Below are 20,732 nucleotides of genomic sequence, written 5' to 3'. Positions count from 1 at the left end.
ATCATACGTTTAAGTAGCGATCATAAGCCTTTTGAAGCCTTTCATCATATTTATTTCTAGCATATAAGGGTCCATTATAGCGCTTGGCAAAACCTTGCCAGTTCTTATCCTTAAGCAATCTTATCAGTTGATTGACTTCCAGAAATCGGCCAAAAGCATCCAGGTGCTCACGTTCATGCAATTGCATTTTGCTTACAAAATCATCCACAGAAGAGTACCCCAAGGTCTTGGCATGGTAGCCCATGATCTGAAAAGAACCCCAAGAGGCGGATGAATTGGCGGCATCACTGAAGGTCTGCCCTGGCGAGATATCCCTGGCCTTTTGGAGCCGATCATATTCTCCCGCCCCCCCCTTATAGTGAGACCGGGTCCACTCCGGATAGAGAATATCACTGGTTTGTTGATTAAAATGGGCGTTTGGATCAACACCACGGGACTTAAGCTGCTTCCAAAATACATGGCCTTCAAAAAGTATCTTGGCTCTACCGTCCACCAAAAATCCCTTTCCCCTACTTTCTACCTCATTGACCGCTTTGACTGTGGCGATCTCCAAACCATATTTCGTCGCAAAATCCTCCAAATCCCGCTCCGAAAGTAGTTTGCTATTTTCATTGAGGATATCCGGGTTGAGCGCCAAAAGCTTACTCCAGGATTTTATGCCCACTATCCCATCTACCACCAGGCTGTTTTTCCGCTGAAAATCCATAATGGCCTCATGCGTGTCCTTGCCAAAATAATCGGATACATAGAGGTCATAACCCATCTTTTGTAATATTTCTTCCAATAGCCGCACCTCGGGGCCACGGGACCTGTATTTGATCATTCTCATGGTTTCAACTGCTTTGGTTTTCGATAAGATTTTTATAATGTATGGCTTTATTAAACGCTGGCTCTATCTCTAAAGCCCGATCCAATAATTGGATCGCCTCCTCGTATTGATTCAAACTGGCAAGAATAATACCTTTCTCAGTAATAATATGATGATTATCAGGATCCACCTTTAATATCTGCTCCAACTCCTGCAGCCCCTTGACGGATTCTCCCTTGGCGAGGTAGTTGACGGCCAAAAAATGACGGTACTCCAGCTGATCAGGTTGGGTAGAAAGGCAGATTTTAAATGCTCGCTCTGCCGTCCCATGATTTCGGAGGTGAAATTCACATTGACCTATACAAAACCACAATTCAGAATGCTTATAGTCTATATCATAGTCATATAATACCTCCAAAGCTCCTTCATAGTTTTTTTGGTGAATATAAGATTGCGCCAGCCCCAAAATATACTCCGGCTCCTCCTGCAGCTTAAGTAGCTCCTTCCAGTAGGCAATGGCTTCGGCATGCCTTTCGAGATGTCCTGCCAACTTTGCCAAGCTTAGCCAGGCCGCAGACAGGTCAGGATGATTCTCGGCCACCTTCAGAAAAATGGAATTGGCCTTATCAAAGTCCCCGGTCATCGCTATAGCATTCCCATAGTTTAACCAAAAATTAGGTTTTGACTCCTGGTCAAGGGCTTTCTTAAAGTAGTCAATGGCTTGATTAAAGTCATTTTTATGGTGAAAGTACAGTCCTAGATTGTTGAGCAGACTTGCGTTATCAGGATAGATAGCCAAAGCTTGCTGATAGCAGTCCAGGGCTTTTTCCAGATCACCATGTAGGAAATGCCGGGCTCCCTGATTATTGAGGTTGATCGCGTTGCGTTTTTCCATAGTTTAATTTAATCAAATAAATCGTTTTTAATATCTAAGGCTAACCCTTTGGCCATATTAATCACATCAAGGTCTGGATAGATCACCTCTATATCATCGAAGGACATATCAAAAGCTTCTCCTTCCTGATAATGGATGGGAAAGGCTATTCCAAACTGGATTCCCGGACCCCATTCGTAAGAAGCCAGATTATGTCTCCACGTTTCACTAATGGACAAGAAGCCAATCCCCAAACTGGCCCTGGCAAAGGCATTCACCTCGAAGGTAAAGGCGGGATTGACAGTAATCCGTCCTTCTGCATCCAAGGTAAGCCCTGTCTGCGGGCTCCAATTTACATCTACGGAAGCCAGTGCTTCACCCGCCAGCCCCAAGGTTCCTGCCAGTTCGATGCCACCAGTAAGACTAGCGATGCCCACGCTCAATCCCAAACTCATATCTCCACGGAGGGTAAGCCCTGCATCCGCTGGAATCCCAAATTCCCCATGCCCACTGAGGGTCGTTTCATCCTCCCTTTCGGGATTATAATTGATTTCAGCCGACATATTGCGCAGCTCCCCCGGACCAAAGCCTGAGGTAAAATCCAAACCACCACCAATCTGTGCCACAAGCCCCAAACTCCTAGGTCCTAGAGGGATGGCAAACAGAGGAATCTCAATAGTGGGAACCTGGAAGAGATTTCGATTCATTTCCTTTCGGGCAAAAACCTCATATCGCTCGGCGCTCAGTCGGGCCAGGACTTCTATTTCCCCCTCCGGGGTAAAGGTTACCCCAGCAGTTGCTGCCAGCCAAGGCGTGAGCTGCAAGGTCAATGTGCCTCCACCATATACCCGCATAGTGTCATCTGGGTCTCCATTTGGATCTCCGTTTTCATCAAGTGGGCGATTGGTGGCTCCTACTTCTATCGTACCACTTAGCATCCCCCGACTGTAGGACGCAGAACCCTCGATGGTCAAAGCCCCATTGATATAGCTTACACTAAGGCTGGAATTGATGCCTGGAATATCCGGGACGGCCGTACCTGTGACCGATACATTATATCCTTCCTGGCCCGCCTCCTGAGCGATGCTGGCCGATACACTGCCGCTCTGAATGCCCGGAATATCACTGCTCAAATCAAAATCGCCGCCAATGGAAAAACCTCCTTCTCCAAATTCTACGGACATATTACCACGCTCTATGCCAGGGATGTCTAGCTCTGCCTCCCCACTTGCTGAGAATATATTTTCTGAATAGCTAGCATTAATGGTGGCACTTTTTACTCCCCGAACCTTCCCCTCAGGAATCTGTATCGTGCCGCCGATCGTCCAGATATTATCGATATAACTGATTTCTATCTCTGCACTATCAAATAAATTGGGGTCAAAGGAAAAATTACCCACTAAGCTAAAGCCAGTTTCTGTCGCAGCGGTGGCGGTGATACTTCCTGTTCCTACGCGGTCTATACCAAAATTCACCTCACCGGTAAGTCCCAGCCCATCAGAGGAGCTCGCAAAAATCGTAAGCGAAGAATCACTAATCGCAAAAGGTGGGGGAACATTGATTTCTCCCGAACTGAAGGTTTTGGATATTCGCACATCCCCATTGGACAGAAATAGCTCGATGGGACTGCCTTCAAATATCGGGATGGAAGGCATGATCTGTCCATAAGCCTGTATACCATCCGGCATAAGTTCCAATTCTAATATCTCCACCGGGCTAGTTCTATTAACTCTTAAGCCATATAGATTGGACTGAATGGATTGCTTGGTGATATAGCCTGCATATTTGGATCCTTTAAAACGTATGACTTCGATCTCCTTGTCATTGGTCCAGGGTTCCCAGGTCTTATCACCTGGTGGAATATTGACGCTTATCGTTCCCAATAAATTAGTCTGCTCCACCCCTTCTCCCGTAGTGACAAAATTCTTTGCTGTAATTCTAAACGGATTATTAAAGTACCTCTTTTCATTACTATCGGTCACTGCACTATCTCCCGTCCAATAAAAACGCTGCCCTAGTCCACCACCTGCATTAGGGAAAATTCTTACTTCTCCTTCTCCTCCAATATCCGCCAGACTGCCCACCTCGATGGCATTTAGCTGTTCGCCCTCCTCTATCTGCTCCTTGGTCCAATATTCATTTTCGGTGACCTCACTATCTCCTCCCGGAATCGCTTCGGCTTCAGTAAACACCAGGGTATAGTTGGTTTTAAAATCAGCATCACCACCAGGGTACTGGCCATTATGGCGCTCACGGAAACCATTAAGTTTTTCGGTAATTTTATTTTTAATCGTAGAGCCACTGGAACTGTTTTTTGACGAGTCAAGAAGCTCCATATTGTCTGTGGTGTTGGGCCAGCTTTCGGTGGACCAGTTGGCTAGCTGAAGTTCCACGACATGATCCACATCAAATCGCCGATATTCCTTATCCTTACCCCAGGTCGGTGTGGTCAGTTCGGTGGCTATATCATCAATATTCCCAATATAAGTAGGCATGACATTTCTGCCCGTAATATTCGCTTTAAATACGTGCGTGGTGGCCGGAGTAGCGGCAACATGATTATGATTGAAGTAGAGTTCATTCAATTTGGTTTTTATAGTATCCTTGCTGACCTGAGGCTTCCATACGCCGTTGCGCTGATTGGTATTGCCACGCAGATAGTCGTTTTTACGCTTTAGCGGTTTCTTGCCAGAAAATAGATTTCCTCTATGGTTAAGTAATTTGAACCCGGGTACACCAATCTTGCTGAAGGTGACGGTTTTGGCCGTTTCATCCAATACGCCAGTTTCGGGCTCCATAGCAGGGGCCTCCGTTTCTTCCGTTCTCTGGATTGCAGTTTGTTGGACAGCCTTGCTCTTTCCTTGCTGAATGGTATGGGTAAGCTCATGTGCCAGCAGGTGCTTGCCGCCTGAGCTTTCTGGCTGGTACTTGCCTTCGTTGAAGTAGATGTCATTTCCATGGGTAAAGGCCTGAGCCCCCAGATCCTGGCTCATCTGCACGGCCTCAGAGTCGGTATGTACTTTCACCCCACTGAAGTCCGCCCCGAATCCCTGAGACATCTCCTGATTTACAGGGCCGGGAAGCGTACTTCCGCCGGAGCCATTGCGGAGCTGAGAGGCTATTCCTGAAGGAGCTTCTCCCCCTTCTTTGCGCTGAATAGGCTCATCTGCATGTGAGCCAAATTCCGGAATCCTTTGGACCTCCTCTTCTTTACTTTGCAGCTCTTCTTCCTTTTCCTGGATGGGATCCTCGGTAGGTTTTAGCTGAGTAATGGGGCTTATGCTACTGGCCAGAGGACGATTCTGTATTGATGATTTGGTTTCTGTAGTTCCTTGCTGCACTAGCTGATCGGCCATTTTATCTGCTTCCACCTCATAGGGATCACCCGCTTTACCCATGGTCAATTTGGGCTGAAAGAATGCCTGTGATCTTGCCGGGCTGCTAGATTCGGAGGCTGGGGCGCTATTTTTTGGGCTATAGTTTTTCACCGATTAGAAGGGATAACCTGTTTCGTGGATCCATGCAGCCTGAGCCTCTGGTACCGAGGTGATGATTTCAAAACCAATCTGCTCCCCTATACAGGAAACTTTTACCATGCATCCATTGGGTATCTTAAACCAGGCATCCTTCCGTTGGCGGCACCAAAAACCTCCAATATCCCGAACCAGCCTACTGCGGGGTATGAATAATGGACCTGCTTCCTTGCTGGGAATAATTAGGAAATCTTCTAAGGAACAGCTACTATGAAGCAATAGCTTACCCGCAATAGGTGGATGTTCTTTCTGCTGATTTAGCAGGTTTTGAAGGCTAATATTAGGTTGTATGGCTTTGGAATTTATTTTAGAAATAGCCCCCTTTTTATTCTTTGACTCGCTGTCTGAGGCCTGCTGCTGCAGCGTGTGGGTAAGCTCATGAGCTAGCAAATGCCGCCCTTCCCTGGACTGCGGCTGATATTTCCCCTCATTGAAGAAGATATCATTACCATGCGTAAAAGCCTGGGCGTTCAGTTCGCTACACATCTGTATGGCGGCGGGATCTGTATGAATCCTGACCTCGCTAAAATCAGCCCCAAATCCCTGCTCTAATTGTAATTGTACTTCTATCGGCAAGGGACTTCCTAATCCCCTAGCTTCTAGTATGGACTGTTCGAGCAAACTACTATCCTGAAGGGAAGTAGCTTCATTTTCTGATTTCTCCTGTACTGCCGTCTCCTCCTCTTCCCTGGCCTGCACTTCAGGTTCTTCTTCCTTAGCCTGCACTTCAGGTTCTTCTTCCTTAGCCTGAACTTCAGGTTCTTCCTCCTTGGCTTGAATTTCAGGTTCTTCCTCCTTAGCCTGAACTTCAGGTTCTTCTTCCTTGGCTTGAATTTCAGGCTCCTCCATTTCTTGCATCTGTGCGACTTCCTCCGCTTCCGAATCCTCCTTAGACTGAACCGCCGGCTCTTCCTGTACTTCCTCCTTCATCTGGAGCTTGCTTAGTCCATCAGCTATTGGTTTTGATTGTACTGCTTCTTCCTCCATTCCTTTGGCTTGTACTCCGGGGCTATCCATAGCGGCAGTCACCTGATCCGCAGCACGGTCAGCTTCCACTTCATAGGCATCACCTTTCTGGCCCTTTTTTAGTTTTGGCTGTACGCCAAAAAAAGTTGAACCAGCAGCTTGAACTTTATTATGATTCGGCATTTTTGCAGAAGAGGTCTTTGACCCTTTTTTAAATTCTCTCATAATCCTAGATTTTACCATTCAACAAACAACAAGCTGCTCTTCCATGGAAGCTTTATGACACTAATCGGGTAAGGCAGGTATTGCAGCAAAATATCTATGCTATTCTTATCCATGTATAGCTTATAGTGATTCCCTTCTGGCATGAGTTTTCCCGATCGAATTAGATAATAACTCCTCAGAGAATCCACACTAGTTTTGCCCAATTTTTCCCAATTCGAAATACAGGCCTCTAATAATTCCAAACAGAATTTCTGGATATCTAGGGGCAGGGAAGTCTCTATAGAGATGATATTTTCAGCTGGAAACGAACAAATAAATTTCTCCATTCCCAACTTATAGTCCAGGGCCTGGGTGTTTCCTGTGGCTAGGAAATGTAAAGTCCTTACCGCAAGCTCCTGCTGAATCCAGCCTTGTTCAGGGCTCCAAAGATTGCATAATGTCATTAATCGTGGCAGGTAAGGATTGAGCAATATCAAGCCTGCATTCCGTACCTGCATCCCTTCTATGATATCCATCTCCAGCACTTTCTTATCTTCCTGCTGCTTTGCCATTGAGTCCTCTTGTTCACGGATAGTATCCTCTGAGGCGCTGGAGATAGCTTCTGAATTTAGATTGGACTCTTCATTGGAATCTCTGATCTGCTCCTTAGGATCAGCCTGATTAATTTTAGCATCATTTGAGATCAATTGACTTAAAATATCGTCCAAATGTATATTTTCTTTTGCGAACTGTATATTATAGCTATCTAATGGTAGAGATATGTTTTGAACTATTGATCCTTGGATATCAGCACTAAGGGATTTTGAATCTTTTATGATCCGGTGGGTAATTTCATGGATTTTCTCTATGCCTTTTTGCTGTAATACCGCCCATTTTAGCTGCCAGAGCTTGATTTTAAGTGCTGAACTAAAACTATATTTGACCGAAGGTAAATCTCTTTGAATATAATTTAAATGACTGAAATTTGATATGAGTTGTGTATATATCGATTCCAATTGGCTTTCGGTCAACTGTAAAACCAGTCTTTCGAAGGGTTTAGCTTCATAATTAATTTGGTACAGGTACTTTCCTAGATGCGAACTGGACCCAAGACTAATCTTACTATCTTCCAGCCTATAGTCGGGGTCAAAAAAGGCACAGTCTTCCGTTTTGCTAAGCCACCAAGGCGAGCTGCCATTTTTCAGAATATGCAGAATCGTTTTTACCTGTCGCTCTTCCTCCCTCAAATTATGCCAATCCATAAAGTCAGCCTTCTCCTCCCCACTCTTAGCCATAGACCCATGCGGTGAGGAAGCTTTCCATTTCTCCAATTTATCTTTAAGTTGGTTCTTAATTCCCTCACCCACCGCCTGCAGAAGTAGCTTGTTGCTGTCAAAACCATGATCAAGGACTTGCTTATAATTTAGGTCAAATGATAAGTCCAGCTTTGAAATGGTGAGGGTATGAAATTCACTGACTGACTGAATTTCTTGGAAGAACTCCAGTAAGATTTTCTCCAAGGACTCTCGCACAAATTCATTGATCAGCTGCTGGATTTTTTCAGCAGAAACCTTCGATGGAGCAGTACATTCCACCTTAACGCAATGAACAATATGTGTTTCCTCAGCGATCATCTTCTAGCCATCCAATAAGCTCAATTGATTCTCAATCTCTGTCTTGATAAAATCAGCATTTGCAAAATTGATTAGCATCTGATCTAGATAATTTTTGATCTCCTGCTGGCTATCCCAATTTATATTTTCCAATTTAAGATCGGACATAGCCTTGCTAAGTGCTTCCAGCGTTTTCGCTATAGTTTCCTTATCCTTGTCCAATGAATCCGAACCTTGGCACCTAAGCACGGTGTATAATAATTTGACAAGCTGCCTGAACATGTTTTTAAATGGCGCTACTCCTGGACCATTTCCACTGTTCATTTCCATCAAATAGTCCACAGCCATATCTATATGAGGTACAAATAGTTTCTCTAATGTTGCATTTCTAGTACCATCGATATAGGGATCTGCATTATTGGCCAAGGTGACTAGTACCTTATCGATAATAGTGCTTAGCGTCTCTTGCCCCCATTGATCGATTTCCTTGAAAGCTGGGCTTTGTAATAAGGAGATATAGATTTCCCGAGTCTGCAATAGATATTGTTTTCCTGCCTCTTCGCAGTTAAGGGGAGGCTCTACTATTAGTGGAATAGTTTGGCTTTCGGATTGGCTCTGCTCACAGGCGGTATCCAGCAGGGCGCTGACATATACATTAAGCTCAATATCATTAGGGCCAAATTCTATTGTGAAAGTATCACTATTTACCTTGTCTTGTTCTTGACCATTTATATTCCATATATATGCACTGGCATGGCTTGGAGGGTTGGGGATCACAAAATCCACTTTACCTGCCCCCGTATTTTCATCTCTATTGACCGTATAGATGAAAGTTATCACAGGTCTTTCCCTGACTATCACAAAAAGGTCAGTGGCTTGTCCATTCACAGTAAAGCTTAGGCTGGTATTCAAATTCATCGGTCCCACGATTTTAGGGTCGAAGTGGTATTTACCACTTATGAAGGTAGTGCCTACTCCTGCCACTGTTCCATTCTCGGGAACGACCGTAAATTCCTCTGCGATAGAATTTGGCGTCTTGCAATATTCATCATAGGTAAGGCTCAAACTCACCTCCTCCGTCTCCTCCTCAAAAATCAGTACCCTGGTAATGGTTCGCGGGCATGCTCCATTTTTCGGACTGGCCGTCAGCGTCACCGTTACCCGATTGGTTTCACCGAGTGGCAGCTGATAGGTTTTGGATGGTGTAGCTTCGGTGGACTGACTGTTGTCCCCGAAGTCCCACAGGTAATCTATGTCCTCCATGCTACTATTTGCTGAGAAGCTAATGGAAGGGTTCGTTATTGGATTTGCTGGAGCATTAATGCTTATTTCCGGGCTTTCTCTTACCGTCAGTTCGGCCCTTACCGATTCTCCATTTACCAGAAATGTCAGGGGCTTATCCAGCTCCTCTTTAGGAAAAACACCAGGGTCTATAGTTATGGTATTGTTTTCTATGGTGACCCCATCCAGTTTGTTTTCCAGACTTACATCCGCATCTGGAGGAAGCACCTCATATTCTATTGGATCCTGCTCCAATCCAATGCAGAAGGTATTCTGACTTAGGGTCAGCAAAATCACGGGGCGGGGCACGATGAAATTTATCGGGCTGCAATCTGAGCAGCATCGATAAGGGAGCATAAAGTCAGCGACCACGGTATGGTTGGCTAATTGACTTTTCAAATTATAAGCTGAGGTGCTGGCGGCCTTGCTTCCTATGGTTTGTACTCCTTTGATTTTCTCAGCTAATTTGGTTCTAAGTGACCTATATTCTGTATCCGATTTGCTGGAGGTTATCATGCTGATGAGTTCTTCTTTCAGCACTGCCGCTGCTTTTCTTTCCTCAGCGCTTTCCAAAAACTTAGTTCTACCAGCGGTTTCTTTTTCTTCAACTGCGGAGGCAGTTCCTTCTGATTTTGAGATATATACTAAAATAAAAGTCCCTCCGCTACTTACCCCTGCCTGATGATCCAGCCCGGGATGATGAAGGACATAGCTGGAGAGTTGCAGCTCCTGCAAGATGTTTTGCTTACGAAGGTCTATTTCTGCCTGTAGGATTTTCAGCTTATTCGCCGCGCAGCAGATGGAAGAAAAGAATAAGGCCTGCGCCTGATAATTGGCTTTTAACTGAGGATCGATATTCAGGTTCTCCAATTCCCGTGAAAAATCCTCTAACTTCATGCAAAGCTCCTCAATGGAATTTTCATAAGCTTCTATATAGCCACGATCGAGTTCATTCAACCTTTCGGGAATGAAATTGGCGAGGTCATAGGAAGCCGCAATGATCTCGACGGGCTTCATCACCAGGACTTCTTTTAAGGAATCATCCACCTCCATCGTATCGAGGTATTTCTTCACCTCTTTCTCTGCCTCCATCGTGAAGCTTCCGTAAGTATAATACTGCGGGGAAACGTCCAAAAACAGAGGCTGAAGGACTTTCCCTAATGCCGTATCCTCTCCCTTGACGGAATCGGCTACACTATCACGGATACTTTTACTATTCTTGGTGCTACGCTCTTTTGTATTTTCAAATAAATGAGGGTAGAGTTTTTGAGCCTCATTCAGTGTTATTTTCTTATTTCTTATCAATATAGCCAGCTCCGCTAGGGTCATAGCCTCTGCGCCTTTAGTGCCCTTACCTATTGTTTTTGGCGGCACCACCTGGCCATCAGACTCATCCTTGGGCCTTACTTCCGTTATTTTCTCCAAATCTATGGAGGTGAAGAAGGAAGTGATTTTGGCTGTGATACAGCTTATCTCGTCATTCCAGGCATCTAATAAAACCATAAGGTCCTCAAAATGACATTCATAATCCTCCATTTTGATCTGCTCAAGAGCAGCTCCTAGGGAGAGCGCTTTTACATCAAAATCAAGATTATACTTATGCACTAAATCAGAGATATCCTGCATCGCCTTGGGATAGCTCATGCCCTGATGCCCTTCGATTCTGTAGAAGTCCGCCTCCGCCAAGCTGTAACCTAGCGGATTGTTAGTGCTTTGACTTTCCTGATGGTATTCCCGATGGTAATGGTATATCTCATCGGTTCTATTTCTCAGGGTTTTTCTATTATTCCAGCTTTTGGTCAGGGTCAGGCTAGGTCGATAGTAAAAAGGAATAGCCTTATCCATCAATATTCCATGGCGCTTTGAAGGAGAAATCCTAATATTTTCGGGTCTCAGTCGGAAGCTGGAAAGGCTGGTCATCAGCCTATCCCTGAGGCTATTTAAAAGTCCCAATTGATTTCGGTCACCACTGGCGGGAGAGCGATAAAAGGAATGTCTAAAGGCTGCTTCACTATTATTCTCGATAAGTCTCCCCAGAAGTAGGTGCTTTGGAAATGCGTTGATATCGGGCATACAGCTAGTATCCAGACTATAGAGGGCTTCCACCAGCTCGTGATAGGTGTCCAACACATCTCTCAACCAATCATAATGATACTGAAAAGGATTATTGTATAAGCTGGAAGGTCTTTCACGGAATGCCTGGAGGCTGTTTGCTGGATTGATGCCAAGGTTTATGAAGCCATGAATTGCAGAAAGCCCTAGCTCCAACTGGTCTAAGTTGCAGGCGGCGATGGCATCATAATAGGCCTTTTCGAGCCTCGCCAAATCCCGGGTACTGGCAGCATCGAGTTTCGGTTTGGGTAAAGGAATACTTTTTAATTGTCTATATAAATCGTTGGTATTCAGCTTTTGATAGACGGAATCCTGGGCAGCAAGGGCGCTGGCTCCCTCCATATCAGTAAGTAAAACACGGAGCTTGGCGACCTGCTCCACACCTTGATTATCACAATTGATTCCTGCACAGGTGCCCGGCTCTTGGGCATAGGAATCCAAGTAAAGTAATACTACCTTATCCTCATAACTTTCCATGGTATTCAAGGCGCTATCTGTATCCTGAGCGGCGGATTCAGGAATGATTTCCCATAGATTATGAATGCCCTCTTCCCTAATGAATTTTTGGTAATGGGCATGGGGATCTTCAAATACTCGATAGTGGGAAAAATCCATAAAAGCAGGCATCTCTGTCTGCGGTGTGGCTTCCTCAGCCGTGGAATGGCTCAGTAACTTGAGCAAATCCCCATCCGTGGTGACGCCTACTCCCTGGTAGATGCGGATATTATTATTAGAAAGTTTGCTGACCGTAAACCCACAAACAATGCCTACCCCTTGCAGAAATACCCTGGTCAGCCGATCTTGATCCTCAAAAAAGGCTATCGATTCATTCAGCTGGGTATGTGTCAATACCTGGTCCACTTTATAAGTGCGGTATTGGGTGGTGATATGGGTTAATTTATTAGCCATGACTTTGAGTGTTATAAATTTCCTAAATTGGTCTTGCCCAGAATTATTTTTCCGGTCAGCTCTTCATTTTCATCTTCACAATCATATAATTTGCCTGTTGGATATATGCTATGAAGTCCCGCCATACTATCGATCAGCGTGTTCAGTACCTTATTATATTTTTGGAGCTTATTCGGCTTATCCACCAGCGTATCTAGCTTAGTGCGCTCCAGCAGGAATTCCTTATAAGCCTTTTCAAATTTCACCAACTGGTTTTCTTTATAGCTTTTGGTACCGGTGTTTTCCACATCCTCCGTTTTGATCTCAGGCTCCTCCCCTTTGCGATAGCCTATCCAGCAGACTTTGGCGAGGATATGAGCAGGAAGTTCCTGCCTAATCAGGTTCTCCAGATAATCCCTAAAATCCTTATTGGCAAATCGATAGGTATATCCCGGAAGGATAATGCTCACCCTGAATGAATAAGGGTCAATGCAATTACACTCCGGATAATCATCCGCACAGAAGCCCAAAAATTCACCAATCTCATAAGTCTCCCCGGTTTCCTCACTGACAGCAGCATAGGCGGCATCTTCCTGCATTGGTTTTAGCAGGAGGTGCTCCACCAGGAAAATCCCTTCCTCGGTAAATTTTTTCTTCACGAAGCTGATTAATGCCAAAGCTGCCTCAATTACCTGCTCCCCATCGGAGAAATAATGATATTGCTTTGCAATGATATAATCCGCACTTGAGGTAGCTTCCACCTCCGGATTGATGATGTCAAAACTATACTTTCCAGTAGAAGAGCGGTGAAAATGAAAACTTTCTACCTGCCGCTCCGCTCCTATTCCTGCTACACGGGCTTTTTCTAAGGCCTCAGCGTCTGTTTCCAGGATTTTTAGCAGGGCAAAATAAAACTCCCTCCCCGCAAGATCATGACTCTCGTAGGAAGTGGTCGCCGACAATACGATATTTCCATTTTGATTTCTTAACCTCCATCGATATAATGAATCAGCCCCTTCTGGTCCGTATTTATAGATTTCCAGCGGTGAATTAGAGATATTCCTTCGGCTAAAGTCAGGCATTCCTGTAAGGGAAGCTATTCTCCTTTGGAGCCCGGATACATTTTTACTATTCCATAGATTTGCCGTTGGCTGATGGTAATAGTTAAAGGCCTGCCCTCTGTCCCGACTGAGCACAGGGTAGTTTTTTAGGAAATTGACCTTATCTTCAAGGATCACCTCATCGGTGGCATTACCATACAGGAACTTCATCAAGAAGGCATATTGCCCGAAGTTTTCAGCAAATCTGCTGATCAGATGGTCCAAAATCTTATTGTTTCGCTTGATAGGATCATCCAGAAAACTCATTACGGTAGCGTACAGTTGCTCCTCGTCATTAAGGAGGGAAGGATCCAGTAGCTTTTCTATATTTTTCAAGCCCTTTACAGCCTGCGTCGTATAGGTTTTGCCGGCACTGGCATGGACAGAAAGCATCGATTTCACCTGTTCAAGCTGCTTAAAATAGCTGGCTAGGATCTGATCAAAGAATAACAGATAGGCCTTAAGCTGAAGTGTTTTCGCCTTTCTTTCTGGACCTAGATGTGGAGGAAGCCCCTTATCGCTCAGCCCATAGTTTTCAGGGAAGTTTTGCTGCACACTGATATAATCACCAATGGGCAGAAATTGGCCTTTGGGAAAAGAAGGCTCCAGATCCTCTTTGATCCTTAAGGCTTGCTCAGCCTTCGCCTGCCGGATGAGCCTTCGATAGTCCTGGACCTTACTTTGATTGATATTGATAGGCAATACCCCTTTGAAATAATTAAGGGTGGTTTTGGAGCATAAGACGGGTTTCATTCCTGCAGGAATACACATAATCCATGAAGATGCATCTCTGCTTATCCCCTCCTCGCAGCCTTGAAGGGTGATTTCCTTGATAAGAGTCACCCCTTCTATATTCATGATGAGCTGAATGATGTCCGACAGACGCACCTGAGTCCTCAGAGTGGACTGCGCCAACTCCTCATCATCCAGAAAACCATGTTCCAATAAAGGGCCTTCAAAAATCTCATCCATTCTATAGCCCTTGTCCATCATCTCAGTCAAAGAGTGAAATCGAGGTTCCGGAGCTAGGTAATTTTCTAAGGCTTCCAAAATATGAGCATGTACCAGCTCTTCATCCGCTTCGGGCTTCACTTCTATATTGGCACAAACCGAAATGGGGTGGCGCTCCACCTTCCTGATCTCATAGAGATCTTCACAGAGGTTTCGGTGCGCATGATAAGCCTTATTGATCTGATTTTCGAGTGCCTTGGAGAGTTCGTCTTCTTCTATATCCACGACTATAGTACATAGCCCCCGAAGGTTAAATTGTGTTTTTTGACCCGGGCTTAGTCCCTGCTGAATATCCTGAGAATAGGAAAGCTGCTCGAGCTTTAGGTTTGCATATACTGGGATGGACTTGGGATAGATCCAGCAGTTCTTCACGCCATCTAGGTCAATAATCAGTTTTCTATAATCCAGTGCATTGGTGGGAGCAGCAGGCAAGATATCCTGAATAGGAAAAAACTGCCCTTCTATTCCCTTACCGGGGTCGCTAAGAAGGTTTTCGATAGGCTGGTCTATCCGATTTCCCAAATCAGTAATGGCATAGCAAAGCACTTCCAGCATGGTAATTCCAGGATCGTGGGTATTATAATCAGTCCACAACTTCCCTCCCAATTCTTGAATATAGCGGATTCCTTCCTCCCTTAAGAAAGAGAAATCCTTGTCATCCAAGCTAGCTGGATCTCTTTTGATGGATATATTTTGGGTATTGGTTAACATTCCTCTATCGTTTGGGCTTGGATGGTTTCACAGGCGGTGGTGGAAGCGCTTATTTGGTGGGACTTTGCAGACACCAAGATAGCCGCCGGATGCTCTGGACGGATATACACCTGATTGGGGCTTTCCTCGAATACCGACTCACAAGGGCTGCTACCCGCTGCTGCCTGAAGTAGCATGACATCTTCCAAATAATCGACGTATCCTAGTTTTTCGAGATGATGGATCAGCTGACTGCGGTGCAAGGCGATCCCGAAGGATACGGTCAGTTCCCGATCAAATGCCCATGGTGACAAATAGGCCCTAATCGCATCATTTAGGATGCTTTTATATATAGAGAAATCCAATCCTTCCCTAAATTTTACCTTCAGCCTAATCTGCACTTCGTGATATCTGGGATTGATGACTTTTGCCTGAACCTGAAAACTATTCAGGCTATTGACATAGGTACTGACCTGATTGAGCATGCCTTGCGAAACCCGCGGTTGGTAGATATCATATACACTCTGCCTAATCGTATCAGGAACCAGTACAATGGTAATATTTCCAGGGGATTGAAAGGAGCTATCGCAACTGTGATTTAGGCATTTTACTTTATAGATAGCTTTGAACTTATGGAGAATTAGGTGCTCATAATCCCATGAAGTAACCGCCCGGTTTTTATGCCTTAGGCGCTCACTGATACCTTGATAATACAATTCATCACTTTGGATCTGCCCATCAAAAGAAGCGAAAGGTTGCTCTATTTTCTTTACCCAACTTAGCCTTTTCTGTAGTTTGGAGATGGTTTTTGGTTTTATGCCTTCTGGCAGATGTGCCCCTAAGATTTCCTGATCCTGATAGTATTCCGCTTCCACCGCTTGCGTATTGATTTGGAGGAATTGAGAGACCACATCATAAGCCTTATCCATGGAGGCGCGGAGCCATTTTACACCCGCAGGCATAAGGCTGTGCAGACTGCTGGCCTCTTTGGGAATGGTAAAGGTGATAATGCCTGTTTTTAGGAAGCGCGGACTTTGGTTCTTAGTGATGCTTCCGGGTGGAAAATCCACCCATCGATCATTCACCAGATAAGACCATTTAATTTTTTCATCCCCCTCAAAGATATCTTCAAGAGTAGGATTTTCGCTGCCTTCTGCCAATTGGAATAAAATAGACACCTGCTGGAGCTCCCCGGCATCTCTCAGCCCGATATAGAGGGATCCGCCCTTAGAAATTTGAGGAAATAGTGTAATAAATTCCGACTCGTGGCTAATGGAAATATTACCATATGGATAATCATGGAAAAATCCGAACTGTGACTCAAGCCCCAAGTTCTCCGAATAAATTGTCTGGCTGGCTGTATAAGAATATTTTATGTTTTCGGCGATCGGGGTATAAGGCTCATTGGGAATCTGCTCCAAAGTGATGCTTTCCTGATTGACCAAAGTGGCTAGAGTATAGTAGTGAGGGTATTTTTCATGAAGGAAACTATTGCTTAAGCTGACTTTTACCTTTGCGTCAGCAGGCTTATTCCATAGATTACTATTTGACTCAAGTTCAATCGCAAACTCATTAGGCTCTTCTTCCGCCCCAAATAAATTCTGACTTTTGCTGACGCTTGCCTGCACGATTTTCACCCCGAAATAATCCAAAGAATCAATTTCGGCATTGCCATCTTTATCTTTATAAGCTATATAATGAGCGACTAAGTCCTCTGGTAGATTTAGAAAATCCATAGCAAAGGTGATCTGCTTCACCGGCTTGGTAGCGGCTTCTGGGCTGTATAGACTGAAACTCGAGCCCCGCAAAGGTCTAGGTCCAAAGGGTAAAAATGGCTTTTTGGGGTTTAGTTTTGCAATATCACTCTCGATGATCAGCGAGCTGCCATCCAGAACGGTGGTCGAAATATCTATTTTGACAAACTTAGGATTGCTGAGAAGCCTAAATAACTTATAGCCTTCAGGAATAGCGGTATCCAGATTTACCTTCAATATTGGAAGGACTGTCGCATAGTTTTTTCCATGCACCTTGACCTCATAGTTGCTGATGGCAGCCGCTTCGGGCGAGAGGATCGCTTTGATATTAAATACTTTGGGATCTTCATCTTCCTCAGGTTCAATGCTTAGGCTTATATCAGGTGATAATAACCAGCCTTTGGGACTGGTGATTTCTAAGCTCAGGGCATCATTTAGTTGGCTGGTGTCTATTTTCTGCGGATAATAGGCCGTGTCAAAGGTGAAAGTAAGGTCGATAAAGCGAGTACCTTCTGCCATTTGTAGCAGCGAGGAGGCGATCGCAAAGCCTATCGGTGCAGTGGGAAGAGCAGGTCTCAGCGTGGAGGCATTGCAGTGTTCGGTATATCCAAAAGGCCACCATTTCTGCTCACCAGTGGGGAAATCCGCTCCTTGACCATCGAAGGAATTGGCCATAGGTGCGATGACCACCGTTCCGGAATCCAAACTGGAATCATGGAAATCAATTTCAGAATTAATCACTTTTATATCATGATAGAGACTTTGGATGGCCTCAATCTGCGCCGTATTGACGGAGGATTCTGTGCTGGTTTTATAGCTTAGTTTTTGTCCCAGTGGGTCCTTCCCTGCATCCAATAAGGTACCCTGAGGGATCAAGCCACTGCTTAGGCCTTTAGCCAATTCGAAAATAACATATACCTTATCAGGCACCAAGGCCTCCTTCTCAATCTGTAGCACTTGTTGGTAATAAAAATCCAAATGCCTTTTGGTCAGTCCATTAAACGACTCCTGACTTTTGGTCAGAAGGTTTAGGAAGGAAACAAATAATGTCAAATGAGGACTTAAAGTACCTTGAAATTCTATTTGGCTAAGAGTTTCATTTATATTCTCTCGAAGAGAGTCCAGATCATAAGCACTACTATCGGCTTTTAGCAATCCCTTGGGGTCAAAGGTCTTAAAAAAAGCTTCCCAGTTTCCAGTAGCCTCTTCCGCGGATTTGGTGGAGAAATAACTGATATGTTTGGAGAAGTTAATTGCAAAAAGTATCCAGTCACTGGTCCCCAAGTCGTGCAAATTTAGGTGGTCTGGGTCCAATGATGCATTAAGTGAACTGGCGCGCTCGGTGCCATCTCTTCTTAATATATCCAATATCTTTTTACAATTTGCACTCATTATATAAGTCGGTTAATTATAGATTAGTACCTTCCAGAATATAATATGGGAATACCATATTTCGGCGGGAGTTGGTGGATCGTATTTTATAGGTAAGCTCAATGATCACCTCCCCATCTTCTATATTTCCTTGGTTTATACTTATTTTTTCGGGGTCTATGCGTGGTTCGTGATAGAGAATGGCGGTGCGGATACGATCTGATATATAGGTGATCAGCGTTCTATTGATAGGGCTAAACTGTAGGTCATCTAGGTTTGCACCAAAATTAGGATGCATGATACGCTCACCAATTTTGGTGGTGAAGAGGATTTGCAGACTTTGCAAAATATCAAGCTCGCCCTTTACCAGCTTCACCTGCCCGGTATTTTTATCAAATTCCGGAGGGAAAGTCCATCCTACACCTAAGAAATCTCCGCTATCTTCCATGATTTATCCTATCAAAACTGTCATTTCACCTAAAACTATCGTGCCTCCATGGGCCGTGCTATCACCCAGTCTGGCGGCAGGCATTCCGCCAATAAGCACCGTACCTGATCCCACCACTATGCTATCGGGCGGCCCAGTGCAGGTGGCCATATCTCCTACCCGAGCGGCTGGCATCCCACCGATCAGCACGGTGGCCTCTCCAGGAGGCATGATCGGTCCCCCCACATGTGGGACAGTCCCTGTCACCATTGGACAGACATGCATATCGTTTGCTCTTGCTGCTGGCATCCCCATTTCACTTATTATTTATAGTTTGACTTTTATTCAATAATCAGTATTTTTTCATCAATTTATCTGGACTAGTGAGCCTTTGAGCACTGCGATTCCACTGCTGCTTATCTCTGCTCCTCCACCGCCCTCTGCAGTAAACTCCCCTTCGGCCTTCAGGCTGATATTCATGCCTTCCATAGAGATATCTCCTTTGGTTTTGATAGTGATGGCACCTTCACTCTCGAGGGAAATCCCTTCCGAACTGTAATAGCCCTTATTGCCATTTTGATCTTCCATCAGGATACTGCCATCATCATCATCGAGGATTATCTTATTGCCCCCGGGCGTCTCAATAGTTAATTGGCTTATCTCATCATCAAAAATGATTTTTATTCCGGATTTGGAAACAAAGCCTTTCTCCATATTATCATTGGAAGCCTCTATTGGGCTGGGGTGCTTTTTGCTATAGAGCATTCCGAGGATTACCCCCTGGCTGGGGTCATTATCGATGAATCCTACTAAAACCTCATCCTTTGGCTCGGGTCTAAAGACATAGCCTCTATCTTCCCCAGCATCCAGACTTATATAGCGACACCATATGCCTTCCTCCTCATTATTGATCATTGGCAATTTCACCTGAATGCGCTCAGCTGCGTCTGGGTCTTCCAGACTGGTGACAGTTCCGACTTGAAGCCCCTTGATGCCGGAAAACAGCTCACTATTGGTTAGATGTGAAGGGCTGGAAATCCCATTTTGGACTTGATTAGGTTCTAAGCCTATTTGCACATCAGTTTCCCAGGTACCTTCATAGACCTGATGATTCACTCCAGTCACATACGCTTTGCCGCTAAACCTTGCGCCCAAGCCCTTTAGTATTACTAAAGTTCCCGGTAGTATATTGGCATCTCCAGTAATCTTTGCGCGCGCCCTCACTTTTCCCAGCTGTCTATAGCTCCACTCCCCAGTAGCCCAGCTTTTCAGTTCCTCGGGATCCATACTCCCTCCGTGACTTAGGACTAAAGGATCTTCGGTGAGACTTTCTGCAAGCGTGGAGGCCGAAATATTTCCCGGACTTGGCCAGTTTTTGTCCTCTCCATCCAGCTCTATTTCCTCCTGCTCATCGGGATCCCATGATCTTACTTTCACCTTCTTTACTTGGGTACGAGCATCTATTTCCCCATCAAAACTCAATACATTTTCACCATAATGAATAGTGGCTACTTCCCCGGTATCCATTGAAGGATTCTCTATTTTGATCTTGTCTATACCAACATTGATCACCTTCCCATGAGCCTGGGCACGTTGAAGGGCAAAATCCCAGTCACTACTTTCATATTGTACCAGCTGGACATGGCTGGCAGTGCCCGCATCAGCTTCCAGATCTATGGAATAAGGGGAAAATAATTCCTGAAAGACATCCTCATCCTTCATATCGTAGAAATATCTATTTCGCTTGCGCAAAGTTGATTTTATGGCGATATGCCTTACATCCAAAATAAGATGGGATTGTGCTTCCCTGATTTTTAGGGCATGGCGAGTGATGATTCCTTTAAAAACAGTGCTATTCTTTCCCCCAAAGCCCAAAGCGACCTCTATCTCCGTGCCTGGTACAAAATCCTGGGAATCGCTGGCAGCAAATTCTGAGGTGGACACATCACCATCGATCAGCGCTATCCTGCATAGCGGGATCTTGTTCAGAGCCATGCTTACCTGAACACTCTTCACCCCATAGCTACTGGAGATGGCCTGCCCATTGGTTAGGATTGTTAAGGAAACCGTTGTGTCATTTGAGCTCATAGTATGGAAGTA

General features: G+C 44.9%; 11 protein-coding genes. All 11 read right to left on the bottom strand.

Annotated features, from left to right (window positions below; genetic code table 11):
- Position 1: 1 nt before the first annotated feature.
- The 11 genes from B050_RS0111110 to vgrG are packed head-to-tail and all read right to left on the bottom strand — an operon-like array spanning position 2 to position 20,720.
- Positions 2–829 carry an N-acetylmuramidase domain-containing protein gene (locus B050_RS0111110; protein ID WP_018473988.1) on the bottom strand — a complete coding sequence of 276 codons (828 nt, stop codon included), beginning with the start codon at positions 827–829 and terminating at the stop codon, positions 2–4.
- Positions 830–833: 4 nt separating this feature from the next.
- Positions 834–1,703: a tetratricopeptide repeat protein gene (locus B050_RS0111105; RefSeq protein ID WP_018473987.1), complete on the bottom strand. Its 870-nt coding sequence runs from the start codon at positions 1,701–1,703 to the stop codon at positions 834–836.
- Between the two features lie 8 nt (positions 1,704–1,711).
- Positions 1,712–5,170, bottom strand: a complete 3,459-nt coding sequence (locus B050_RS0111100) for an eCIS core domain-containing protein (protein ID WP_018473986.1) — start codon at positions 5,168–5,170, stop codon at positions 1,712–1,714.
- A 3-nt stretch (positions 5,171–5,173) separates the two neighbouring features.
- Complete coding sequence (locus B050_RS22900) at positions 5,174–6,406, bottom strand: eCIS core domain-containing protein (protein ID WP_157492737.1); 1,233 nt, start codon at positions 6,404–6,406, stop codon at positions 5,174–5,176.
- Between the two features lie 11 nt (positions 6,407–6,417).
- Positions 6,418–8,019 carry a contractile injection system tape measure protein gene (locus tag B050_RS0111090; protein ID WP_018473984.1) on the bottom strand — a complete coding sequence of 534 codons (1,602 nt, stop codon included), beginning with the start codon at positions 8,017–8,019 and terminating at the stop codon, positions 6,418–6,420.
- Positions 8,020–8,022: 3 nt separating this feature from the next.
- Positions 8,023–12,300 (bottom strand): PKD domain-containing protein, encoded by a 4,278-nt coding sequence (locus B050_RS0111085; RefSeq protein ID WP_018473983.1) that lies wholly within the window; start codon positions 12,298–12,300, stop codon positions 8,023–8,025.
- 11 nt (positions 12,301–12,311) lie between these two features.
- Positions 12,312–15,101: a hypothetical protein gene (locus tag B050_RS0111080; RefSeq protein WP_018473982.1), complete on the bottom strand. Its 2,790-nt coding sequence runs from the start codon at positions 15,099–15,101 to the stop codon at positions 12,312–12,314.
- Complete coding sequence (locus B050_RS0111075) at positions 15,095–18,226, bottom strand: baseplate J/gp47 family protein (RefSeq protein WP_018473981.1); 3,132 nt, start codon at positions 18,224–18,226, stop codon at positions 15,095–15,097. Before B050_RS0111075 ends, B050_RS0111080 begins: the two co-directional genes overlap by 7 nt.
- 16 nt (positions 18,227–18,242) lie before the next feature.
- On the bottom strand, positions 18,243–18,653 hold the full coding sequence (locus B050_RS0111070) for a GPW/gp25 family protein (RefSeq protein ID WP_018473980.1): 411 nt from the start codon (positions 18,651–18,653) through the stop codon (positions 18,243–18,245).
- A 3-nt stretch (positions 18,654–18,656) separates the two neighbouring features.
- The gene (locus tag B050_RS0111065) at positions 18,657–18,947 is read right to left on the bottom strand and encodes a PAAR domain-containing protein (RefSeq protein ID WP_026235810.1); all 291 of its coding nucleotides are present in this window, start codon (positions 18,945–18,947) and stop codon (positions 18,657–18,659) included.
- Positions 18,948–18,998: 51 nt separating this feature from the next.
- Positions 18,999–20,720 carry a type VI secretion system tip protein VgrG gene (vgrG, locus tag B050_RS0111060; protein WP_018473978.1) on the bottom strand — a complete coding sequence of 574 codons (1,722 nt, stop codon included), beginning with the start codon at positions 20,718–20,720 and terminating at the stop codon, positions 18,999–19,001.
- Between the last annotated feature and the right edge of the window lie 12 nt (positions 20,721–20,732).

This window comes from Echinicola pacifica DSM 19836 (assembly GCF_000373245.1).
GTDB lineage: Bacteria > Bacteroidota > Bacteroidia > Cytophagales > Cyclobacteriaceae > Echinicola > Echinicola pacifica.
Note: the sequence above shows the minus strand (reverse complement) of the source record. Positions and strands in the feature narration are given on the sequence as shown.